Origin of the sequence: Virgibacillus sp. LDC1 (assembly GCF_025792345.1) — a bacterium.
Classification (GTDB): domain Bacteria; phylum Bacillota; class Bacilli; order Paenibacillales; family Paenibacillaceae; genus Paenibacillus_AQ; species Paenibacillus_AQ lautus.
The window spans coordinates 940249-960188 of record NZ_JAOXLZ010000001.1 but is presented as its reverse complement, the minus strand read 5'-3'; the positions used below and the strand labels follow the sequence as shown (position 1 = coordinate 960188).

At 48.6% G+C, this 19940-nt stretch carries 16 protein-coding genes; 3 read left to right on the top strand and 13 right to left on the bottom strand.

Annotated features, from left to right (window positions below):
- Positions 1–147: 147 nt before the first annotated feature.
- Together OHJ21_RS04530 and OHJ21_RS04525 are read right to left on the bottom strand one after the other, a co-directional pair.
- Complete coding sequence (locus tag OHJ21_RS04530) at positions 148–816, bottom strand: PspA/IM30 family protein (RefSeq protein ID WP_100536509.1); 669 nt, start codon at positions 814–816, stop codon at positions 148–150.
- A gap of 102 nt (positions 817–918) precedes the next feature.
- Positions 919–1941: an NADH:flavin oxidoreductase/NADH oxidase gene (locus tag OHJ21_RS04525; protein ID WP_100536508.1), complete on the bottom strand. Its 1023-nt coding sequence runs from the start codon at positions 1939–1941 to the stop codon at positions 919–921.
- A 165-nt stretch (positions 1942–2106) separates the two neighbouring features.
- On the opposite strand from OHJ21_RS04525, the gene OHJ21_RS04520 reads away from it, so the two are divergent.
- Positions 2107–2955 carry a polysaccharide deacetylase family protein gene (locus OHJ21_RS04520; protein ID WP_486019366.1) on the top strand — a complete coding sequence of 283 codons (849 nt, stop codon included), beginning with the start codon at positions 2107–2109 and terminating at the stop codon, positions 2953–2955.
- 93 nt (positions 2956–3048) lie between these two features.
- Here the strand turns inward: OHJ21_RS04520 and OHJ21_RS04515 are convergent, their stop codons facing one another.
- The 3 genes from OHJ21_RS04515 to OHJ21_RS04505 all read right to left on the bottom strand — a co-directional run bounded on the left by OHJ21_RS04515 (position 3049) and on the right by OHJ21_RS04505 (position 6108).
- Complete coding sequence (locus tag OHJ21_RS04515) at positions 3049–3771, bottom strand: 3D domain-containing protein (RefSeq protein WP_100536506.1); 723 nt, start codon at positions 3769–3771, stop codon at positions 3049–3051.
- A 185-nt stretch (positions 3772–3956) separates the two neighbouring features.
- Positions 3957–4679 carry an amino acid ABC transporter ATP-binding protein gene (locus OHJ21_RS04510; protein WP_165789607.1) on the bottom strand — a complete coding sequence of 241 codons (723 nt, stop codon included), beginning with the start codon at positions 4677–4679 and terminating at the stop codon, positions 3957–3959.
- Positions 4666–6108 (bottom strand): ABC transporter substrate-binding protein/permease, encoded by a 1443-nt coding sequence (locus OHJ21_RS04505; RefSeq protein ID WP_098743311.1) that lies wholly within the window; start codon positions 6106–6108, stop codon positions 4666–4668. The genes OHJ21_RS04510 and OHJ21_RS04505 overlap by 14 nt, the downstream gene beginning before the upstream one ends.
- Positions 6109–6666: 558 nt before the next feature.
- Here OHJ21_RS04505 and OHJ21_RS04500 point away from each other — a divergent pair.
- Positions 6667–8415 carry an alpha-glycosidase gene (locus OHJ21_RS04500; RefSeq protein ID WP_100536504.1) on the top strand — a complete coding sequence of 583 codons (1749 nt, stop codon included), beginning with the start codon at positions 6667–6669 and terminating at the stop codon, positions 8413–8415.
- A 158-nt stretch (positions 8416–8573) separates the two neighbouring features.
- Here the strand turns inward: OHJ21_RS04500 and glgA are convergent, their stop codons facing one another.
- Positions 8574–10013, bottom strand: coding sequence for a glycogen synthase GlgA (glgA, locus tag OHJ21_RS04495; RefSeq protein ID WP_100536503.1), 1440 nt, complete (start codon positions 10011–10013; stop codon positions 8574–8576).
- Positions 10010–11986: a 1,4-alpha-glucan branching protein GlgB gene (gene glgB, locus OHJ21_RS04490; RefSeq protein ID WP_100536502.1), complete on the bottom strand. Its 1977-nt coding sequence runs from the start codon at positions 11984–11986 to the stop codon at positions 10010–10012. Before glgB ends, glgA begins: the two co-directional genes overlap by 4 nt.
- A 222-nt stretch (positions 11987–12208) precedes the next feature.
- On the opposite strand from glgB, the gene OHJ21_RS04485 reads away from it, so the two are divergent.
- A complete protein-coding gene (locus OHJ21_RS04485) occupies positions 12209–13423 on the top strand; it encodes a glucose-1-phosphate adenylyltransferase (RefSeq protein ID WP_100536501.1) in 1215 nt (404 codons plus the stop codon).
- 152 nt (positions 13424–13575) lie between these two features.
- Here OHJ21_RS04485 and OHJ21_RS04480 read toward each other — a convergent pair whose 3' ends face one another.
- The 6 genes from OHJ21_RS04480 to OHJ21_RS04455 all read right to left on the bottom strand — a co-directional run bounded on the left by OHJ21_RS04480 (position 13576) and on the right by OHJ21_RS04455 (position 19824).
- Complete coding sequence (locus OHJ21_RS04480; RefSeq protein WP_100536500.1) at positions 13576–14106, bottom strand: GNAT family N-acetyltransferase; 531 nt, start codon at positions 14104–14106, stop codon at positions 13576–13578.
- A 193-nt stretch (positions 14107–14299) separates the two neighbouring features.
- Complete coding sequence (locus tag OHJ21_RS04475; RefSeq protein WP_100536499.1) at positions 14300–15754, bottom strand: sensor histidine kinase; 1455 nt, start codon at positions 15752–15754, stop codon at positions 14300–14302.
- Positions 15751–16449, bottom strand: a complete 699-nt coding sequence (locus tag OHJ21_RS04470) for a response regulator transcription factor (RefSeq protein WP_100536498.1) — start codon at positions 16447–16449, stop codon at positions 15751–15753. Before OHJ21_RS04470 ends, OHJ21_RS04475 begins: the two co-directional genes overlap by 4 nt.
- Positions 16450–16452: 3 nt before the next feature.
- Complete coding sequence (locus OHJ21_RS04465) at positions 16453–17787, bottom strand: FG-GAP repeat domain-containing protein (RefSeq protein WP_486019365.1); 1335 nt, start codon at positions 17785–17787, stop codon at positions 16453–16455.
- Between the two features lie 52 nt (positions 17788–17839).
- The gene (locus OHJ21_RS04460) at positions 17840–18559 is read right to left on the bottom strand and encodes a phosphonate ABC transporter ATP-binding protein (RefSeq protein WP_100536497.1); all 720 of its coding nucleotides are present in this window, start codon (positions 18557–18559) and stop codon (positions 17840–17842) included.
- 83 nt (positions 18560–18642) lie between these two features.
- Entirely contained in the window at positions 18643–19824 is a 1182-nt protein-coding gene (locus tag OHJ21_RS04455) for an MFS transporter (protein WP_100536496.1), read from the bottom strand.
- Between the last annotated feature and the right edge of the window lie 116 nt (positions 19825–19940).

The following is a 19940-nucleotide window of genomic DNA, read 5'->3' as shown; positions in this document are numbered from 1 at the left end:
CATCAATTAAAGACAATCGTCCAAAGGGATGTTCCCCATGTATATCTACTATCAAACAAAAGCGAAGGAGAAGCACAGCTGCATTCAGCCCTGCTGTTTCTCCCTCGCCCCCTAAACTATATACCTGTTAGACCGTTGAATCCGTTTTTACTTGTTCTCGTATTGTTTCATCAAAGCTGCCAGCTCATCCTCAACGACTTTGTCCTTGCCAAGGTTCTCAAACTCATCATCAAGGGATTTTTCACGTGTCGACATTTCATTGCTTGCTTCCGCACGAGCTTCCATAGCGAGCATCTTTTCTTCCATTCGTTTCAAACCGGCAGACGCTGTGTCAGACCCGAATCCGTTCATCGCTTTGTTAATCTCCGTTTGCGCTTTAGCTGCATTATAACGGGCGACCAAAGTTTCACGTTTGTTCTTCATCGCTGTAAGCTGCTTACGCATTTCTTCCAGCTTGCCGCGCAGATTGTCGGCTGCCAGTTTGTTCTGATCGTAGCTTGCTTTGTACTCATCACGTTTGGCCTCGGCGGCCTTCTTCTCTTCCAGCGCGCGGCGGGCAAGATCAACGTTTTGAGCTTGTGCTGCGGTATGAGCCTGCTGTGTGCGTTTTTCGACAAGCGCAGCTTGCTCTTCATAAAGTGCTTTAAAGCGTTTCTCGATGGCAATTTGCGAAGCTACCGCTTTCTCGGCATCCTCAAGATCTTCCGTCATATCCCGAATGTACTGGTCCGTCATTTTAATCGGGTCTTCCGCCTTGTCGATAATGGCGTTAATATTGGACATGGTCAAATCGCGCAATCTTTTAAATATGGACATCGTTCTCTTCCTCTCGCTTTCACTTTTAAATACTGGTATATGATTATTGTTTACGTTCCATGATCCCAAAACGTTTCAAAATTTTTTTAGAAGTTGTTCATTTTAATACCCTCGTTCATATTGCTTGGGAACTTTCTGTCCGCCATCAAGCGCCTTGGCTGCATGAACAGCCCAGTAGGGATCGCGGAGCATCCCCCGGCCAATCGCCACCAGATCCGCTTTGCCTGACAAAATCACCTCTTGCGCGGCATTGTAATCATCCAGCAATCCTACCGCAATAACAGGCACCTTTAACAGCTGCTTGAACTCTGCTGCCAGATCCACCTGATAACCGGGCTTCGCTTCCGGGCCGCCATTGGCACCGACCTGGCCTTCTCCCCCCGAGGAGATATGAAAGATATCGACACCGGCATCCCGGTAACGTTTGCAGATCTCCGCACAATATTGCACATCGTAACCGCCGTCCACATATTCTTTTGCAGATACCCTCATCATGATCGGCATGCCTTCAGGCAGCACTTCCTTAACGGCTTGAACAACCCGCTCGCCGAACAGAGGAAGGTCTTGACCATATTCATCACTGCGCTGATTCGTCAGCGGCGAGTGAAACTGATGAATGAGATAACCATGCGCGCCATGAATCTCAACGGTATCAAACCCGGCTTCAACAGCTCGACGCGCGCCTTCCTTAAAGGCTTGAATGAGCTCTTCCACTTCCGCCCCGGAAAGCACCTTTGGCATTTTGTAATGAGAGCTGAACGGAATCGCAGAAGGGGCTACCGACGGTTCAGCATCCTGCGCTTTTCTTCCGGCATGCCCAAGCTGGATACCGATCTTGGTTCCATAAGAATGCACGTTCTCCACAATACGGCGATAGGCTGGAATCTGATTGTCGTCCCAGATCCCCGTATCCTGATTCGTAATGCGTCCATCAGGATGGACACCTGTCATTTCCACAATAATTAAGCCAGTACCTCCTACGGCACGGCTGACGTAATGAACAAAATGCCAATCATTCGGAATCCCGTCCTCAGCTTGAACGGAATATTGACACATCGGTGGCATAACAATGCGATTCTTGAGGGTCAAATTCTTGAAATTGTAAGGTGTAAACAAGTCTGCCAAGCGATTATCTCCTTCCATATCCAAATGATCAAGATGTAATAAAATCTGATACCGGTTATTATACACCTTTCTGCGGGAAAACTAAAAAACATCGCATTCCATATTGAGGATAATCGCCCGATCAACTGGGCATACCATATTAAAAAGCGAAGGGGGCCGATCGAGATGTTCAAACGATACTGCGCAGGAAGCTGCCTGTTGTGGATCATGTTATTCTTTTTTATGGTGCCGGACATCCCGGCAAACGCGTCCGCTGTACATAGTTTGTCACTTCACCCCCAGGACACTTCCGTCATGTCGGAGTCCGGTCAAATCATGGATCATGCCAACCGCAATAAGACCCAAAATTCAGACGATGCGCCGTCTTTAAGCCAATTGCTGAGAAAATACCCGGATACCTTTCGCTCCAGCGGACCCCGGATCAAACAGATCGCTCTGACCTTTGATGATGTTCCGGATCCCCGTTTTACCGGAAAAGTACTGGACGTCCTCAAAGAGTATCAGGTAAAAGCCACATTCTTTGCAGTGGGGGAACGCGCCAAAAAACGCCCCGATCTCGCGAAACGAATCCATGAAGAAGGTCATGCCATTGGCAATCACTCTTATAATCACGCACAGCTGAACAAGCTGAGCCTGGACAAATTCAAAAGCCAAATCGAACGTACCAACACGATCTTGAAATCCCTAACCGGAGTGGATCCTCGGCTAATCCGTCCGCCTTATGGCGATATTAACGAAGAGCAGCTTCAGTGGGCACGCAAAAACGGATACAAAGTCGTGAATTGGAATGTCGACTCTCTCGATTGGAAAGGACTGCCTAAGGAAGAGGTAAAGCGCAACATTTTATCAGCGGTCGGGCCAGGCTCGATCGTACTCCAACATGCCGGAGGTGGCGTGGGGTCGGACCTAACCGGAACGATCGAAGCGCTCCCGGATATTATTGCCGAATTGCGGAGTAAGGGATATAGCTTCGTGACACTCCCGGAGATGTTAGGAGTATCAGAGTCGAGATAAATCTGCATGACATAAAAAGACGGCTGACTGGAGTTTTGCTCCAGACTAGCCGTCTTCCGTATTAGAATTGTTATTTCATGAGGATGAATTGAATTATTCGATAATGAACAATTTGATGTCCTGAATGCCGAATTGCTTCACGGCCGATTGTGAACCCGGAATGAAGATATCAATCCGATTCCCTTTAATAGCCCCGCCGATATCACGAGCTTCTGCTACAAATGCCTTTTTCGGCAGTCCTGGATGCTCATGTCCTGTTACAAGCACCTTGGTGCCGAGCGGAATGATCTTGGGATCCACCGCAATGGTACCGAGCTCAAGGGAATTTCCGAAGTAATCAACGGCGCCCCATTTCCCGTTCTCACTTGCGGCAGCAGAATAAGCAGTCGCCTTGACCGACAATGTTTTGCTGTAATTAAACGTCTTGCCCCATGCCTCCACCACGTTCTTCTCAGGGGAAACACTCAAGGTAGGCGTAAACCCGGAGGCTGGAGCGATGGGTGCAGCAGACGCCGTCGAGTTCATCGATACCGAACCGGGGATGGTGATTTTCAGACCCTGGTATATATTTGTTGCTTTAATCGTCGGATTAGCCTTCATCAGCTTGTCCATGTTAACGCCGTACTGTTTGGACAAGAAATAAAAGGTATCGCCGTTCTTGGCCACATGCACTGCGCTTGCATGCGCCTGCAGTCCCCCTCCGGCAAAAGTCAAGCCAAGGGCAACGGCTGTAATGGTAAACCATTTTGCAGTTTTTCCAGCGATCTTATGGTTAAGTCCACGATTTTTAGTCCATGATTTCATTTGTTGTAACATCTAAAGATGCCTCCTTATATGTAACTTGGTCATTCGGATGTAGTATGTCAACGAACATGAATATATCACAATTTTGTAACCTATACTGCAAGCAATTGTTACCAATAAACAGACAAAAACAGCGCCAATTCCTGAAACAATCAGGTATGGCGCTGTTTTGGTTTGTTACAATGCAGATATAAAAGTTACAAAACCTTACTTAAAAACTCTTGCGTACGAGGATGAGTCGGATGGCCAAACAGCTGGTCCGGCTTGCCTTCCTCAACGATTTTACCGCCATCCATGAACAGGATCCGATCTCCCACTTCCCGAGCAAAGCCCATCTCATGGGTGACGATGACCATCGTCATACCGCCCTCGGCAAGCTTCTTCATCACTTCCAATACCTCACCAACCATCTCCGGGTCCAGTGCGGAGGTCGGTTCGTCAAACAGCATGACATGCGGCTGCATCGCGAGCGCTCTCGCTATGGCAATTCTCTGCTTCTGTCCTCCGGACAGCTGGGAAGGATACGCCTCCTTCTTGTCCTGCAGGCCAACTGACTTCAGCAGCTCGTCTGCAGTCGCCTCGGCTTCCTTCGCCGAGACGCCCTTCACCTGAATGGGAGCGAGCGTAATATTATCAATGACCTTCTTGTGAGGAAACAGGTTAAACTGCTGAAATACCATGCCCATTTTCTCACGGGTAGCATTGATATTGTGATTCTTGGCGGTGATCAGCTCACCCTCGAACGAAATTTCGCCGCTGGTCGGCACTTCAAGCAAATTGAGACATCGTAAGAAGGTACTTTTACCGGAGCCGCTCGGTCCGATGACAACCACCACTTCTCCTTTTGCAATCTCGATGTTAATGCCTTTCAATATGTCCAGCTTGCCAAACGATTTATGAAGATCCTTAACGGTTATCACTTGCACTCAACTTCCTTTCCCAGACACCCAGAAGCTTCGAAAGAACGAATGTCAGTATAAAGTAGATCAGGGCAGCCACAAGCAGCGGATTCAATGCCGCAAACGTCATGCCGCGCAAAATCTGAGCTTGATACATAATGTCCACCACACCGATGAAGGAGACGATGGAGGATTCCTTGATGATGACAACAAACTCATTGCCGATGGCAGGCAAAACGCCTTTTAACGCTTGCGGCAAAATAATGTGGCGCATCGCTTTGCCTTTGGTCATTCCGAGAGAGCGTGCAGCCTCCAATTGACCGCGGTCCACGCCTTGAATGCCGGCACGGAATATTTCAGCCAGATAGGCAGCGCTGTTGATAGAAAGCGTCAAAATACCCGACTGGATCGGTGAGAATTTAATATCAAACGCCGCCAAGCTGTAATGGATAATAAACAACTGGACCAGCATCGGGGTACCACGGATGATCTCAATATAAGCGGTAGCCAAAAACTTAAGGATTTTAACACCCGACATCCGCATTAAAGCGATAATCAATCCGAGAATGAAGCCGAAAAACACACCAAGGGCCGAAATAAGCAGCGTAAACTGGATTCCCTTCGCATAATAATCGCGATATTTCCAGAAAAATTCAAATGTGTTCAGATTCTCTGCCTTACGACCGGCAGCCAGGTCACTGGCCTCGTCGACAAACTTCTGGATCTGGTCATTTTCCTTCAAGCGCTCGAGTGTAGCATTAATGCTCTTGAGCAGCTCTTCGTTCCCTTTGCGAACCCCGATGGCATAGGCATCGTTCTCAGCCGTTGGTTTGGCGTCCGTGATCACCATGGTCGCTTCATTCATATTGGTCTTCGCGATCGGATACTCGGCGAGAACAACATCCACGCGCTCGGATTCCAGCTGCAGCAGCAAGTCCGGGATTTTATCCAGTGATACTACATTGGCTTTCGGGATGGTCTTTGCAATGGACTCCTGAATGGAGCTCTTCTGAACCCCGATCCGGGCTCCCTCCAGGCTTTCAAGCGTGTTGAACTTGAGTGCATCTTCCTTACGAACGACAACCGATTGTTCCGCAGCATAATATGGCTCGGAGAAATCAATGCTTTTTCGGCGCTCTTCCGTCGGATTCATGCCCGATATAACGAAATCCACGCGGCCGCTCGTCAGCTCCGGCAAGAGCGCATCAAAGGAGGTGTCCTTAATTATGAGCTCGGCACCAAGATCCTTGGCGATTTCCTTCGCAATATCGATATCAAATCCGACGATGGTATCCACGCCATCTATCGTTTTATGGAACTCATAAGGTGCATAATCGGCACTCGTGCCGAGAATCACCGTTTTCTTCTCACCCTCCGCATGGACGATACTGCCAAAAGATAGCACGACCACCATGAATAGGGTCATCCACGCTGTAAATTTACGTTTCATATGTCTCGTTTCTCCCCTAACTATTACAAATAGATTCAATCATAGAAAAAATGCAACTGAGTCATTATAAAACAGGATGCATGAATATGCAATTAAAATTCATGGATTTTCAATTTGAGCACAAATGCTTTTTAACTTGCACATGGCGCCTATTTCACTATTTTAATACAATGGTCAATTCATCATACCCCTAGGATTATGTTACTCATGATTCTTTTAACCATTTGGTCAAATAAATTAGAGCGCTGAATCTTTTTAAATTCTATATTGTGGAAATCAGTCGGTCATTTTTAGCATTACGGGCCGTTCGTTTTTTCCTACATATAAATGTACATACAGGACTTTAGAATCACGCATGAAGTGAGAAGAGGATCTGTAGTGAACGCTTTTCCGACGATGCATAAACTATCCGTTCCTTTCCCATCTTATAATAGCGCATAAAATCCCGGCACTTGATAAATGAATGCCAGCCGGGCTGTCTCTTTCACTCCATGATTCATGCAAGCCAGCAGTTGGTTATTAATTAGCTATAGCTTTACTCATATAGGAGGTGTAACCATGCTGTTAGAAGCACTGTATCATGTTCCAAGAGATAAATGGGCTTATGCATATGATACAAAAACCATTCATCTTCGGATCCGAACCAAGAAAAACGATATTGATTCTGTTGTGGCCATGACCGGCGACAAATATGATTGGGACCGTACGTACTTCGAGATCACCATGGAAAAGGCCGCCTCGGATGACATGTTTGATTACTGGGAATGCGGAGTCAGGCCGAAATACAAAAGACTGTCCTACGGCTTTCGGATTCATGCCGGAGATGAGACGGTTTATATGGTGGACAGCGGAATCGGATGGGACTATCCTTATCCGCCTGCAGGTTACTTTGAATTCCCGTACATACATGAAGTCGATGTATTCAAAGTACCGGAATGGGCTAAAGAAGCCGTGTTTTATCAAATTATGACGGAGCGCTTTGCTAACGGAAACCCTGCCACCAATCCTGAAGAAACCGAGGCCTGGGGCGGCAAGCCGGAGGTGGATAATTTCTTCGGCGGTGACCTGCAGGGCGTACTGGATCATCTGGATGATCTCGTTGACCTGGGCATTAACGCCATTTATTTTACTCCGCTCTTCCTCTCCCCCTCCAATCATAAATATGACACGGTTGATTATAAACAGGTGGATCCGCACTTTGGCGATAATGAATTGTTGAAAAAAGTAGTAGATACTTGTCACGCTAAAGGCATTCGAGTGATTCTCGATGCGGTTTTCAATCACTGCAGCGAAGAGTTCCCTCCCTTTCAGGACGTGCTGAAGCACGGCGAGAAATCCAGATATGCCGAATGGTTTCATGTGAACCAGTTTCCTTGCGAGGTCAAGGATGGCATTCCCAGCTACGATACCTTCGGCTTTTTCGGAAATATGCCGAAATTCAATACGGCCAATCCCGAAGTTAAGGCGTATTTGCTGGGTGTAGCCGAGTACTGGATCAAGGAGATCAATCTCGACGGCTGGCGTCTGGACGTTGCCAATGAAATTGACCATCATTTCTGGCGGGATTTCAGACAAGTCGTCAAGAAGGCCAACCCTGAGGCTTATATCGTGGGCGAAGTCTGGTCGGACTCCTTAATCTGGCTGCAAGGTGACCAGTTTGATTCCGTCATGAATTACCCTTTTGCCGATAAGGTGTTGGAGTTCTTTAACGGCAACATGGACGGGCTCACTTTCGCCAACCGGATCGGCTCGATCCTGATGCGATATCCGCAGCAGACCAACGAAGTGGTCTTTAATCTGCTGTGCAGCCACGATACGCCGAGGCTGCTTACCCGTGTGGGAGAAGATATCCGGCGTATGAAACTCACCGTTGTATTTCTGTTTACATTCATGGGAACGCCGTGCATCTTTTATGGCGACGAAATCGGATTGACCGGGGACGGAGATCCCGATTGCCGGAAATGCATGGAATGGGATCCCAAGAAACGAAACCAAGAGCTGTATAAGTTTTATCAAGGGATGATCGCGCTTCGAAAAAAACATAAGGCGCTGAGACAAGGGCGCTTCCGTTTCCTGCAAGCGAATCTCCATGATCCTTGCATCGTGTACGAGCGTGCGGACGAAACCATGCATTTTATCGTCTGGATGAACAACAGCGACTCCAAACGCACCATATCGCATCCTATCGTCACGACCGATTGGATTGATGCCCAGACCGAGGAGCCTGTAAAACCGGTAAACGGTACGATGCATATCGATTTAGAACCTTATGCATATCGAATTTTATGTCGGCAATTGAAACATTAATAAACTCCACTTATGTGATACACACTCCTAGATCAGGGATATGAAGCCTCAGACCAACTGGCACCATAGCATCCATACCGAGCTTCAACAAGCACACAGGGGTGCAGGGATAGCAGCGTTATTCGGCTATCCTTGCACCCCTGTCTTCTTGTTATGGTTCAAGCGTGTGATTTGGTGATTTGATGGTATATCTCCTGATATTCCTTCGCTGAAACGTTCCAGCTGTAATCCCCGCCCAAGGCGTTCTTGCTCACTTTACGCCAGTGCTCAGGCATGCGGTAAATAGAGGTTGCGCGCCGGATCGTGTTCATCATATCATGCGCGTTGTAATCCTTGAAAGAGAATCCGTTCCCTTCCCCCGTATACTCGTTATATGCATGAACCGTATCGTTCAGTCCGCCTGTTTCGCGGACAATCGGAACACTGCCGTAACGCATGGCGATGAGTTGGCTGATACCGCACGGTTCGAATTTGGAAGGCATCAAGAACAGGTCGCTGCCAGCGTAGAAGCGCCGGGACAACGGTTCATTGAACCGAAGCTGGGCCGACATTTTATTGGGATACCGATTGGCCGCTTCCCGGAACCAATGTTCATATGAAGGGTCTCCCGTTCCCAGAACGACAAATTGAATCTCATCATAGTACAGCAGCTCATCCAGAATCCGGATGACCAGATCGAGTCCCTTCGAATCGACCAGCCGCGTCACCATCGACATCAACGGAATATGCGGGGCCACCGGAAGATTCAACTCTTCCTGCAGGGCAATTTTATTCTGCGTTTTCTTATTCAGGCCGCTCCGGAACTTCATCGCGATGTGCGGATCGGTCGCCGGGTTGTAACTCTTGGTATCAATGCCATTCACGATGCCGCTCAATCTCGAACCTTGGGCTGACAAAAGCCCGTCGAGTCCGTATCCGTAATAACCGGTCTGGATCTCCGAGGCATATGTCGGGCTAACCGTCGTTACATGATCTGCATAGACGATTCCCGCTTTCATGAAATTCACGTTTCCGTAATATTCCACGCCGTCCGCTGTGAAATGGCGGCTGTGGATTCCAAGCAGATCAACCAGCACCTCGTATGGATATACGCCTTGATACAACAAATTGTGGATGGTAAATACGGTTCCAATCTCCGCATAGTAAGGATCATGGCGGTAGACATCTTCAAGAAGCAGCGGAATCATGGCCGTATGCCAATCGTGGCAGTGAAGCACGTCCGGCTGAAAGCCGATAACCGGCAATATCTCGAGGACGGCGCGGTTGAAGAACGAAAAGCGCTCGCCATCGTCCATGTACCCATAAATGCCGTCGCGGCCAAAATAATATTCATTATCTATGAAATAGATCGTGACCCCGTCCTCTACCAGGGATTCGATGCCGCAATACTGCTCGCGCCAGCCTACCCGCACCCGGGTTTCCCCTACATGAGTCATACGCTCCCGGTATTCCTCAGGAATTCCTCGATATTTGGGAAGAACCACCCGAATATCCTCGCCCATGCCACGAAGGGATTTAGGCAAAGCAGCGATCACATCCGCCAATCCGCCTGTCTTGATGTACGGTCCACATTCTGAAGCTGCAAATAACAATTTCAATCCTGCTTCCCCCTTTGATTTCGCTTGGTTCTCCGTGCCGTCTTCTCTGTTACTGCTGCCTCCTTGAGTGAAGCGTCCTGTCGAGCCTGCGATTTTCTGGAACGCGGCTTTTTCTTTAACACGACCATGCCTAACGGAGGCAGCTTGATCTCCAGGCTGTGGGTTTGGCCATGCCAGGCCTTCTTCTCGGCTTTCATATCTTCGTTGTTGACCAGTCCGGAGCCGCCATAATCGGTGTGATCGGAATTCAATATTTCCACGTACTGTCCCGCTCTCGGTAAGCCGATCCGATATTGGTCATATGCCCGGGGCTGAAAATTAATGACGACAATCAGTGTATCGCCAGGTTTTGTGCCCATTCTCATGTACGATAGTACACTCTGCTCATGATCATCGGCGCTGAGCCACTCGAAGCCTTCCCATCGGTGATCCTGCTCCCATAGCGCCTTCTCCTCCACATACATGCGGTTTAACGCTGCCGTATAAGCCAGCTGTTTCCGGTGGCTTTCGTAGTCCAGCAGCAGCCAATCCAGCTGCTCCTGATCCTTCCATTCAATGAACTGACCGAACTCTCCCCCCATAAACAGCAGCTTCTTGCCGGGCTGGGTAACCTGATATCCGAGCAAAATTCGGAGTCCCGCAAACTTCTGCTCATAACTTCCCGGCATTTTATTAAGCAGTGATTTCTTCCCGTGGACGACTTCATCGTGTGACAGCGGTAATGTAAAATTCTCTGAATAGGCATAACAAATGGGAAATGTTAGTAAATTATGATGGGTAGGCCGCTGATCGAATTCTTTCTCCACATAGGACAGCGTGTCATTCATCCAGCCCATGTTCCATTTGTAATTAAAGCCGAGGCCTCCTTCGTGCACGGGTGCCGTAACCCCTGGCCATGCGCTGGACTCCTCGGCCATCATCAAGGCATTCGGGTAATAGCGAAACACGGCTTTATTCAATTCCTGCAGAAAGGATATCGCTTCGAGATTTTCCAAGCCACCATGTTCATTAGGGCTGTATTGACCTTCGCGCTTCTCAAAATCCAACCGGATCATACTTGTCACAGCGTCAACACGAAGACCATCAATATGATACATATCCATCCAAAATAAGGCATTGGAGATGAGGAATGAAATCACCTCTGGCTTGGCATAATCGAAAGACAGTGTTCCCCAGCCCGGTTTCTCTGCTTTTTGCGGGTCTGCGTACTCGTAAAGAGCCGCCCCGTCAAATAGTCGAAGCCCGTGGGCATCCTTGGCAAAATGTGCGGGCACCCAGTCGAGGAGCACGCCAATACCAGCTTGATGCAGCTGATCCACAAGGTACATGAAATCATGGGGACTTCCGTATCTGCTCGTCAGCGCATAGAATCCGGTTCCCTGATACCCCCACGAAAGGTCGTACGGATGCTCAGCCAAGGGCATGAATTCCACGTGGGTATAACTCATCTCCAGCAAGTAGGGGATCAGCTGGTCCGCCAGCTCGCGGTATGTATAGAACGAGCCGTTCTCCTTTTGCCGCCAGGTTCCAAAGTGCATTTCATATATGTTCATCGGCTTGGTGTAGGGGGATTTGTTCTTTCTTTTCCAAGCAGCATCATTCCAATGATAACCAGAGAGATCGGTCACGACCGATGCCGTTGCAGGCCGAATTTCGGCATGAAACGCGTACGGATCCGCCTTCAAGAACGTTTCTCCATACGGTCCGGTGATATGATATTTGTAAAAAGTTCCAGTCTCCATCCCAGGGAAAAACCGACTCCAAATTCCCGAATCGGGCATCCTATATAACGTGTCTTGGGAACCGTCCCAGCCGTTCCAGTCTCCGGCAAGACCCACCTGCCTTGCATTCGGAGCCCACACCGTAAAACGCACGCCTTCTTGTCCATCTTCAGTAACACGGTGTGCGCCCATGCATTGGTAACTGTGATACCAGGTTCCTTCATGAAATAAATACAATTGTTCCGGAGTCATGTTTCCTTCCCTAACTGCTTGGTTCAATCATCGTCACCCGCTTTTTCTTAAAAATCCATATTATTAGTGCTATTACCCCATTCTAACCATGTTGAAAATAAAAAATGTCCCTGAAAAATAATTTTGTAATTTTCAATTTACTTTTTCAATATAATCGTTTCAAACCCCGGGAATGTCGTTTATGTAATGTACAACGTGAAAATACATTGGGAGGGAAACGTGATGAAGAGAAAAGACTGTATTGCTATGCTTCTGGCCGGTGGAGAAGGTAAACGATTAGCTCCCCTTACGTCTAAGCTGGCAAAACCCGCCGTTCCTTTTGGCGGACATTACCGTATAATCGATTTTCCTCTCAGCAATTGTGTGAACTCCGGAATCGATACGGTTGGAGTGCTTACACAATATGAGGCAGAATCATTACACGAACATATCGGTGAAGGCGAACCCTGGGGACTAACACATACAGGACGTGAAGGCATTGCTCTGCTTCCATCCAACAGCACACACCAAGACGGATACTTGGGTACAGCAGACGCCATTTATAAAAACATTCCATACATCGACGATCAAAATCCCGAACATGTCCTTATTCTATCCGGGGACCATATTTACCAGATGGATTACCGCGAAATGCTTGATGCCCACATGAAACAAGCGGCACCTGCCACGATCTCCGTGATGGAAGTACCTTGGGAAGACGCCAGCCGGTTTGGCGTCATGAGCGTTGATGACAATCTCAATATCATTGAATTTGCCGAAAAGCCGGCAGAACCACAAAGCAACCTCGCCTCGATGGGCATTTATTTGTTCCGTTGGGACTATCTGAAGCAGCACCTCATTGAAGATGCGGCTGATCCAAACTCCAGCCATGATTTCGGGAAGGATGTCATCCCTAAGATGCTGGTCGGAGAAGAATCACTGCTTGCGTTTCGCTTTCAGGGCTACTGGCGCGATGTGGGCACTGTTGAAAGCCTCTGGGAAGCCCATATGGATGTGCTTAGCCAAAACGAGCTAGTCCTGGAGAGATCCGATTGGCCTATGTATACCCGAGCATGGAAGACCAAACTGGCGGCGGCGCGGAACCGCAATACGGAACACACAGACTGCTTGATTCATGACCAATGCACCTTCGAAGGAAAAGCCAAGAGCTCCGTTATATTCTGCGGTGCGGAGATCGGCAAATACTCCATCGTCAAGGACAGTGTGGTCATGCCGAATGCCAAAATCGGCAAGGGCGTCCATATCGAGCATGCCATCATCGGTGAGGGAGCGATCATCAAGGATGGAGCGATTGTAAAAGGGGCTCCCGGCAACGTTGTAGTTGTTGGACCTTACGAGGCCGTGCTTCCGAAACCAACCATTCGTACCCAGCCGTCCCGACTGCTTCAGGATGTATACGAAAAAGGACGCTTGCGGGCTAATGTCTCTTCATCTTAAACGAGTTTCTTCAACAGAATATTAGCTCTGAGATAAATCCCTTCAGACTTTTATACAAAAAAGCGATCCGTGACGGATCGCTTTTTCTCATGTATCGTGCCCTGCTGACTGTATCTCAAGCGCATGCGACTTAGGTTTTGTAACACGTAAAATTATGAAATAAAACGCTTCTCATATAAATTCACGAAGCGACCACCCATATCCTGCTCAGCCACGAACTGAAATCCTTGGCGCTGATAAAATTGGTTCAGCGTCGGCAGATGGGATACGCAATCCAGCCTGAAACCCTGTTTACCCTTGGATAACAAATACGATTCTGCAAAAGAAATCATCTTCGTTCCAAGCTCCAGTCCCCGATAGAAGGCGCGTACGGTCAGCCGATGAAGATAACCATAGGCCGGATCGTCCCGCTCTCCCCAATAGGCTGGGTCTCCATACTGCAGCGTGAACATGCCGATGGCCATGTCTTCATGCCACAGAATAAACACTTCACGCTCCGCCAGATACTGCTCCATCAAGTCCAAGGAAAAGAGCGATGGACTCCACTGCTTGCGCCCTTGCTGTTCCATCACCTCCGCCGCTTCCTTGAGAAGCGACAGCATCTCCCCTGCCTGTTCTGCTTCAGCCCGTTTTAATTCAAACAGACCTTGCTCAGTAGAAAATGTTGCTTCTGTGTCCCCCACTTTCGCTCTCCCCCTTTTAACAGCCCCACAAAGTGGAGTCTATGCTTCGAAACTTATTCCAAATACTTTGCCGGGGCCCCAATACAATACCCCACAAAGTGGAGCCTATGCTTCAGAATTGCTCACGCTTCGCTAGAAACTTTTGAATTCTGTTAATCTTTAGAAAAAAGCTTTGCCGGTAACCCGGCAAAGCTTATACTGTCGGTCCGGCTTCGTCATCCTCACCGTTCTCTAATCCGCCGGCCATCGGTATTTTCCCTTCAGGCAGCGGCAGCTTGACGATAACGGATGTTCCGTGCCCGAGCTCGCTTTCCATCTCCATCGTGCCTCCATGAAGCTCAATGAGCTGCTGTGTAATCGCGAGACCCAGTCCCGTTCCCCCGTTCAGCGGATTAACCTGGAAGAACCGATCCTTTACCCTCCGCAGGTGTTCGTCCGATATGCCAATACCGTGATCCTCCACGGTTACGACAACAAACTTGTCTTCCATAGCGAAGGACAGGTTAATTATGCCGTTCTCATGCGAGAATTTAATCGCATTGTCCACAATATTCAGAAACACCTGCTTCAAGCGGTTGGCATCCCCATAGATAATCGGTTTTTCGTCGGTCTCCAGTTTGATCTGGATGCCCTTCTTCTCAGCCTTGGTCCACAGATTGAGCATAATCTCTTGCAGAAGCTCCCGTAAATTCACGATACCCTTCACAAGTTTCATCTCATTCTGCTGGAGCTTGGAGAAGTCGAGCAGTTCTTCAACAAGACCGATCAAGCGATCGGTTTCCTTCGTAATAATCTGCATCCCGATCTTCGTTTCTTCCGGATCATAGCCGCCGGAGTCGAGCGTTTCACTCCAGCCCTTTATGCTTGTAAGCGGAGTCCGCAGCTCATGCGAAATGGATGAAACAAAATCATCCTTCACCTGGTTGCTTCGAACAATCTCCTGCGCCATGTAGTTCAGGGTTGACGATAACTCGCCAAGCTCATATTTATAGTCGCCTTTGATTCTCACGTTAAACTTGCCCTTGGCCATCTGGGCGGATACCGTCGTAATGTTGTTGAGCGGCTTTACGATGGAGTTGGCCAGCCCAATGCTGAAGGCAAGCACTAGCGCTAACACGGCCCCTCCGATGCTGACGGCAAACAGTGTGATTTTCATCAGTTTGTCGTTAATGAACTCAAGCGAAGTCACATAGCGAAGAATGTAGGTTTTCTCAAAACCGTTCGAAACGGTTTGGGATACGGCCATAACGATCTGCCCCGTACCTTGCTGCTTGCCAATCCAACGGCTCGTATTGCCTGCAAGCGCTTGGGTGACATCACTGGTATTGATGGTCTGTTCTATTTCGAAGCCGGTAGATGTTGAGAGCACTTGACCCGCCGGATTCAGAATTTGAAGCTCCGTTGTATACAATTCAAAATGGCGAACCATCTCGCTCAGCTGGTTGACGTTGTCCGACGAGGTCAGTCGAAAGGGCTGATAGAAATCGTTGGCGGTATTAATATGATTCACAATGTGATTGTATACCGTATCGTAATAATACGATCGTAAAGCGATTAGAAATATAACCTCAATCAGCAGCAAGGCGATGAACACTACCAGGAAGTAGTGCAGCACGATTTGCCGCCGAATGCCTTTTTTGATGATCATTGTCCCTGACCCTTCCATTTATAGCCGTGTCCCCATACCGTCTGGAGGTATTCCGGCTCGGAAGGATTGCCTTCGATTTTTTGGCGCAGTCTCCGAATGTTCACGTCCACGATTTTGGGGTCACCCATATATTCTTTGCCCCATACGTGATCGAGCAGCACATCACGACTAAGCGGCGTGTTTTCTTTCTCCAGGAAAAACTGCACCAGCGAAAATTCAGTAGGCGTCAGCTCCACCGGCTGCCCGTTCTTCTTAAACTGCTTGGAGATCAAATCCAGCGTAAAGGGACCTGATTGAAATGATACCTTGGCGGCTCCCGCACGCTGGACATTCACCCTCCGCAGCAGAGATTGCAGCCTGGCGATTAACTCCGTCGGACTAAACGGTTTGCTTACGTGGTCGTCGGCTCCGACGGAGAGAGCATACACTTTATCCTGCTCCTGAACTTTTGCCGTCAGAAAAATAATCCCGATCCGCTCGTTCGTTTCCCGAATTCTGCGGCATACTTCAAATCCGTCAATCCCCGGTACCATGACATCAAGCAAAGCGATATCGATATCTGGCGTCGTTTGCAGCATACGAAGGGCTTCGTTGCCGTCCCCAGTCTCCAGAACTTCAAAGCCGTTTCGTTTCAGATTAATTACGATAAAACTGCGGATAGATTCTTCATCTTCTAATATGAGCACTTTACTCAAGGTCTAGTTCCCCTTTCTTTCGATAGGAGCCACATTATTGCTGTTTGGCTTTTTATCTTTTTTACTCAGTTTCAGATCGCCATGACTTCGGTAAGCAATCACGCGGTTTTTCTCCTTCACCAAAATCTCCCAATCGGATTCGGCTTTCTCCCACTGGGCCGTCGAAAAGAATTTAATCTCTGCAACGGACTCTCCCGTATCGGTCATGACAAAGTTTAAATAAGCATTTTTGTTGGATTCCGGCGTGATGGTAATCTTATTGTACATGTCTGGCGGAAAGTCCAGATAGAAGTGATTGTTCATATCGTAGTACCTTTGGAGTACGAATTGAAGCCCTTCTTTTTCATTGCTCTCCCGTACCTCTCCGTCCCACTGGAAGTACGTGGTGAAGAACGGGATCTCATCCAGGATAAGCCGATCTTCCCAGCCGCTTGGCCTCATAAGAACACCAAACTCCAAAATACCGTCATCATTCACATCTTCGCTCTCGACAGGCAGCTCCTTGTAGGTAAGCAGTTCATCCTGGAGGACGTCAATAAACTGGTTTTCCTCCATAATAATGAGCTTGGAATAAGAAGAGCTGGATACAACCGAAGCGTCCAAGATGATACCTTCTTTGTCCTTGGCCACTTTACCTGCGACAACATTGTAATAACTTTCGATATTCGGTCCCAGTTCCAGCTTGTTCAGCTCGACAAAGGCGTCCTCGAATTTGTCATATTGATAGGTGCTGATATACGAGAGCTCTTTCTGCTGAAGATAGACAACCGTAATATCGTTGATCTTATCCCCGTTCATGTCTCCGATATTAAAGTGTGTATATGGCAAAGCCGGTATTTTTTCGAGCGAATCCCCGGAGAATGAATACACAGCAAGCAGGTTCTGAAGATTCTCTTCGCCGCGGGAGAATCCGGCTACGATATCGACCTTGCCGTCATTCGTAAAATCGACGAAATCAAACGACTCCAATACCGTCCCTTCTCCATCGAAATCAAGCTTCTTCACCCATGTATCGCCTTGCTGCTGCATGATCATGCCATGGATCTTCACTTCATCGTCCGGCGTCTGATAGAAGACGACCGCTTCCATGATCCCGTCGTTGTCCAGGTCATGAATACGGATGGAACTGCTATCCACGTCACTTCGCGGCCGGATAATGGCACCGGCATTCAGCTTTTTCTTCAGAAGCGCAGATTGAATGGCGCCATTCAGCGTCGCTTTATCCGTCGGTAAATCCGGTCGCTTCATTAAAGACACCGGGTCCTGAATAAACGTGCAGCCGCTTAGGATAAATAGTAACAAGCCTGCCAAGAGGGCTTGCATCACTCTATATTTCAATAAGTATCAACTCATTTCTATACATTCACCTGGCGTCTTTGGTGATCGATAATTACAGTCTTGACTTCTCGCCATGGGTTAAACGTCTTCCGGTCACATCCACGGCCAGTTCTCCGCCGGATAGACCCATGATCCGGGTGCAATACTTCTCGGCCAGCTCCAAGGGAATCACGGTAAATACAGTTAAACGTTCTTCCTCGCACAAGGTTTTAAGTGTCTTCAATACATGCTCGGCCGAAGCCGGATCAAGTCCCGTGACCGGCTCGTCCGCCAAAATCACCTTGGCACCATGAACGAGCGCGCGGGCAATCGCAATCCGCTGCTTCTCGCCGCCGCTTAACTCGCCGGCCTTTCGTTTGGCCTTGTCCAACAAGCCCAGGTGCTCAATCGTATCCATAGCTCCCATATAATCATCAGACCGGACCATTCCGGTTACCATCCGCCACAGCGGTGTTTGGCTGGATTGTCCGATCAATACATTCTTAAGCGCCGTTCGATTCACATTCAAGGACGGGTTCTGCTCAAGATAAGCCCATTCCCGGCGAATTCTCCGTTTTCCCGCAGGATTCATCATATCCTCGCCATCAATCGTTAATTTGCCGCCGTCCCATTTTTGCTGCATGGATAGACAGCTCATCAACAAGCTTTTCCCGCTTCCGCTCGCACCGATCAGACCGATCATTTCCCCGTGCTCCATCTGAAAAGTGATATCCTTTAACACCGGTGTGCGTTCAGGACCCATCGTTTTCTTCAGCCGATCCACTTTAATCATGTTATCGTCTCTCCCGTCAAGTGCATATTCCTACTCTCTAGTTTAGAAGAAAGCGAAAGCAATTGCCATGAGAACACACATTCCTATTTTTGTGTTGATGCTGTTGTGACTTTAAACCATAATCCCGTACACGCAAACAGAATATACAATCCACCAAGCAGAACGAAGATCCCTCCGTTCCACCCCGTTTCCATGATAGCGCCCCCCGCATTCGGACCTGCTATGCTGCCCGCATTAAAATGGAAGGAAGCCACGACGTTGGCCGCCGGCAGCAGCACTCTGGGAAGGATATCCGCCGCATAAGCCAACCCGAGGGAGAAGAAGGATCCAACCAGGCCGCCGGCCAGCGTTAGTAATAGTAAGGTTGCCCAGAAATTCGTTCCTGCTGCAGGAATGAGCAAGAAACAGCACCCGCCCACAATACCGGCGATTGTCAGCACCCGTTTGCGTCCGAATTTATCACTCCAAATGCCGAGGGGAAGCTGCAGCACCAGACCGCCGATGCCGACAAAAGGAAGCAGTGCCGAAATTTCGCCCAATGTAAACCCGCTTCTTAGCCCGTAGACCGGGAAGTTGCTGTTAATGCCTGCTTCCATATATCCGTAGAGGAACGCGGGAATCAAGGCAAACCAGGCCAGGCGGTAGCTTTTGAGATAGCGTCCAGCCGGCTGCTGCTCCCCATTCTCGTTTTTTTCCGGCTTCAAGTTCGGAAGTTTAAAGAGCACGATCAACAGAATGAACAAGAACAGCACGGCCAGAATGATAAACGGTACCGCCTCGCCATACTTTAGCAGCGGAATGCCCAGCGGCCCTATACTGAATCCCAAACCGTAGGACATGCCGTAAAAGGATATGCTTCGCCCCCGGTTCTTAACCGTTGACATCATCAGCACCCATAGCTGTGCCGCATAATGAAGTGCGCTATCGCCAATACCCACGAGCACGCGCAGTAGAAACCAGACGGCCACGCTCGGAATCAACGGAAAAGCGACCAGCGACAGCATTACCATCACAAGTCCCGAAATGATCAGTTTTTTGAAACCGACCCATCCGAGAAGTCTTTCCGCAACGAGCGTCATGGCAAACGAGCCTACATATAGCGCCGCCGCGTTCAATCCGTTCATGGAGGATGAGATACCCATCCGTTCCAAAAAAATAGCCAGAACCGGTAATAACAGTCCCTGACTTAAACCTGCCGCAACCACGACGGCAATTAAAATGAAATAATGAGTTCTCCCCTGACGGGGGGTTACAGCTTCTGTCACTGAAATATAGTCCTCCTCTAATGTGAAAAAACGATGAATTTAAACAGCCAAATGAACATTATAGTGGACAAGCCCAATCCATACAAGCCATAATAATAACAATGCCATCAATTGGG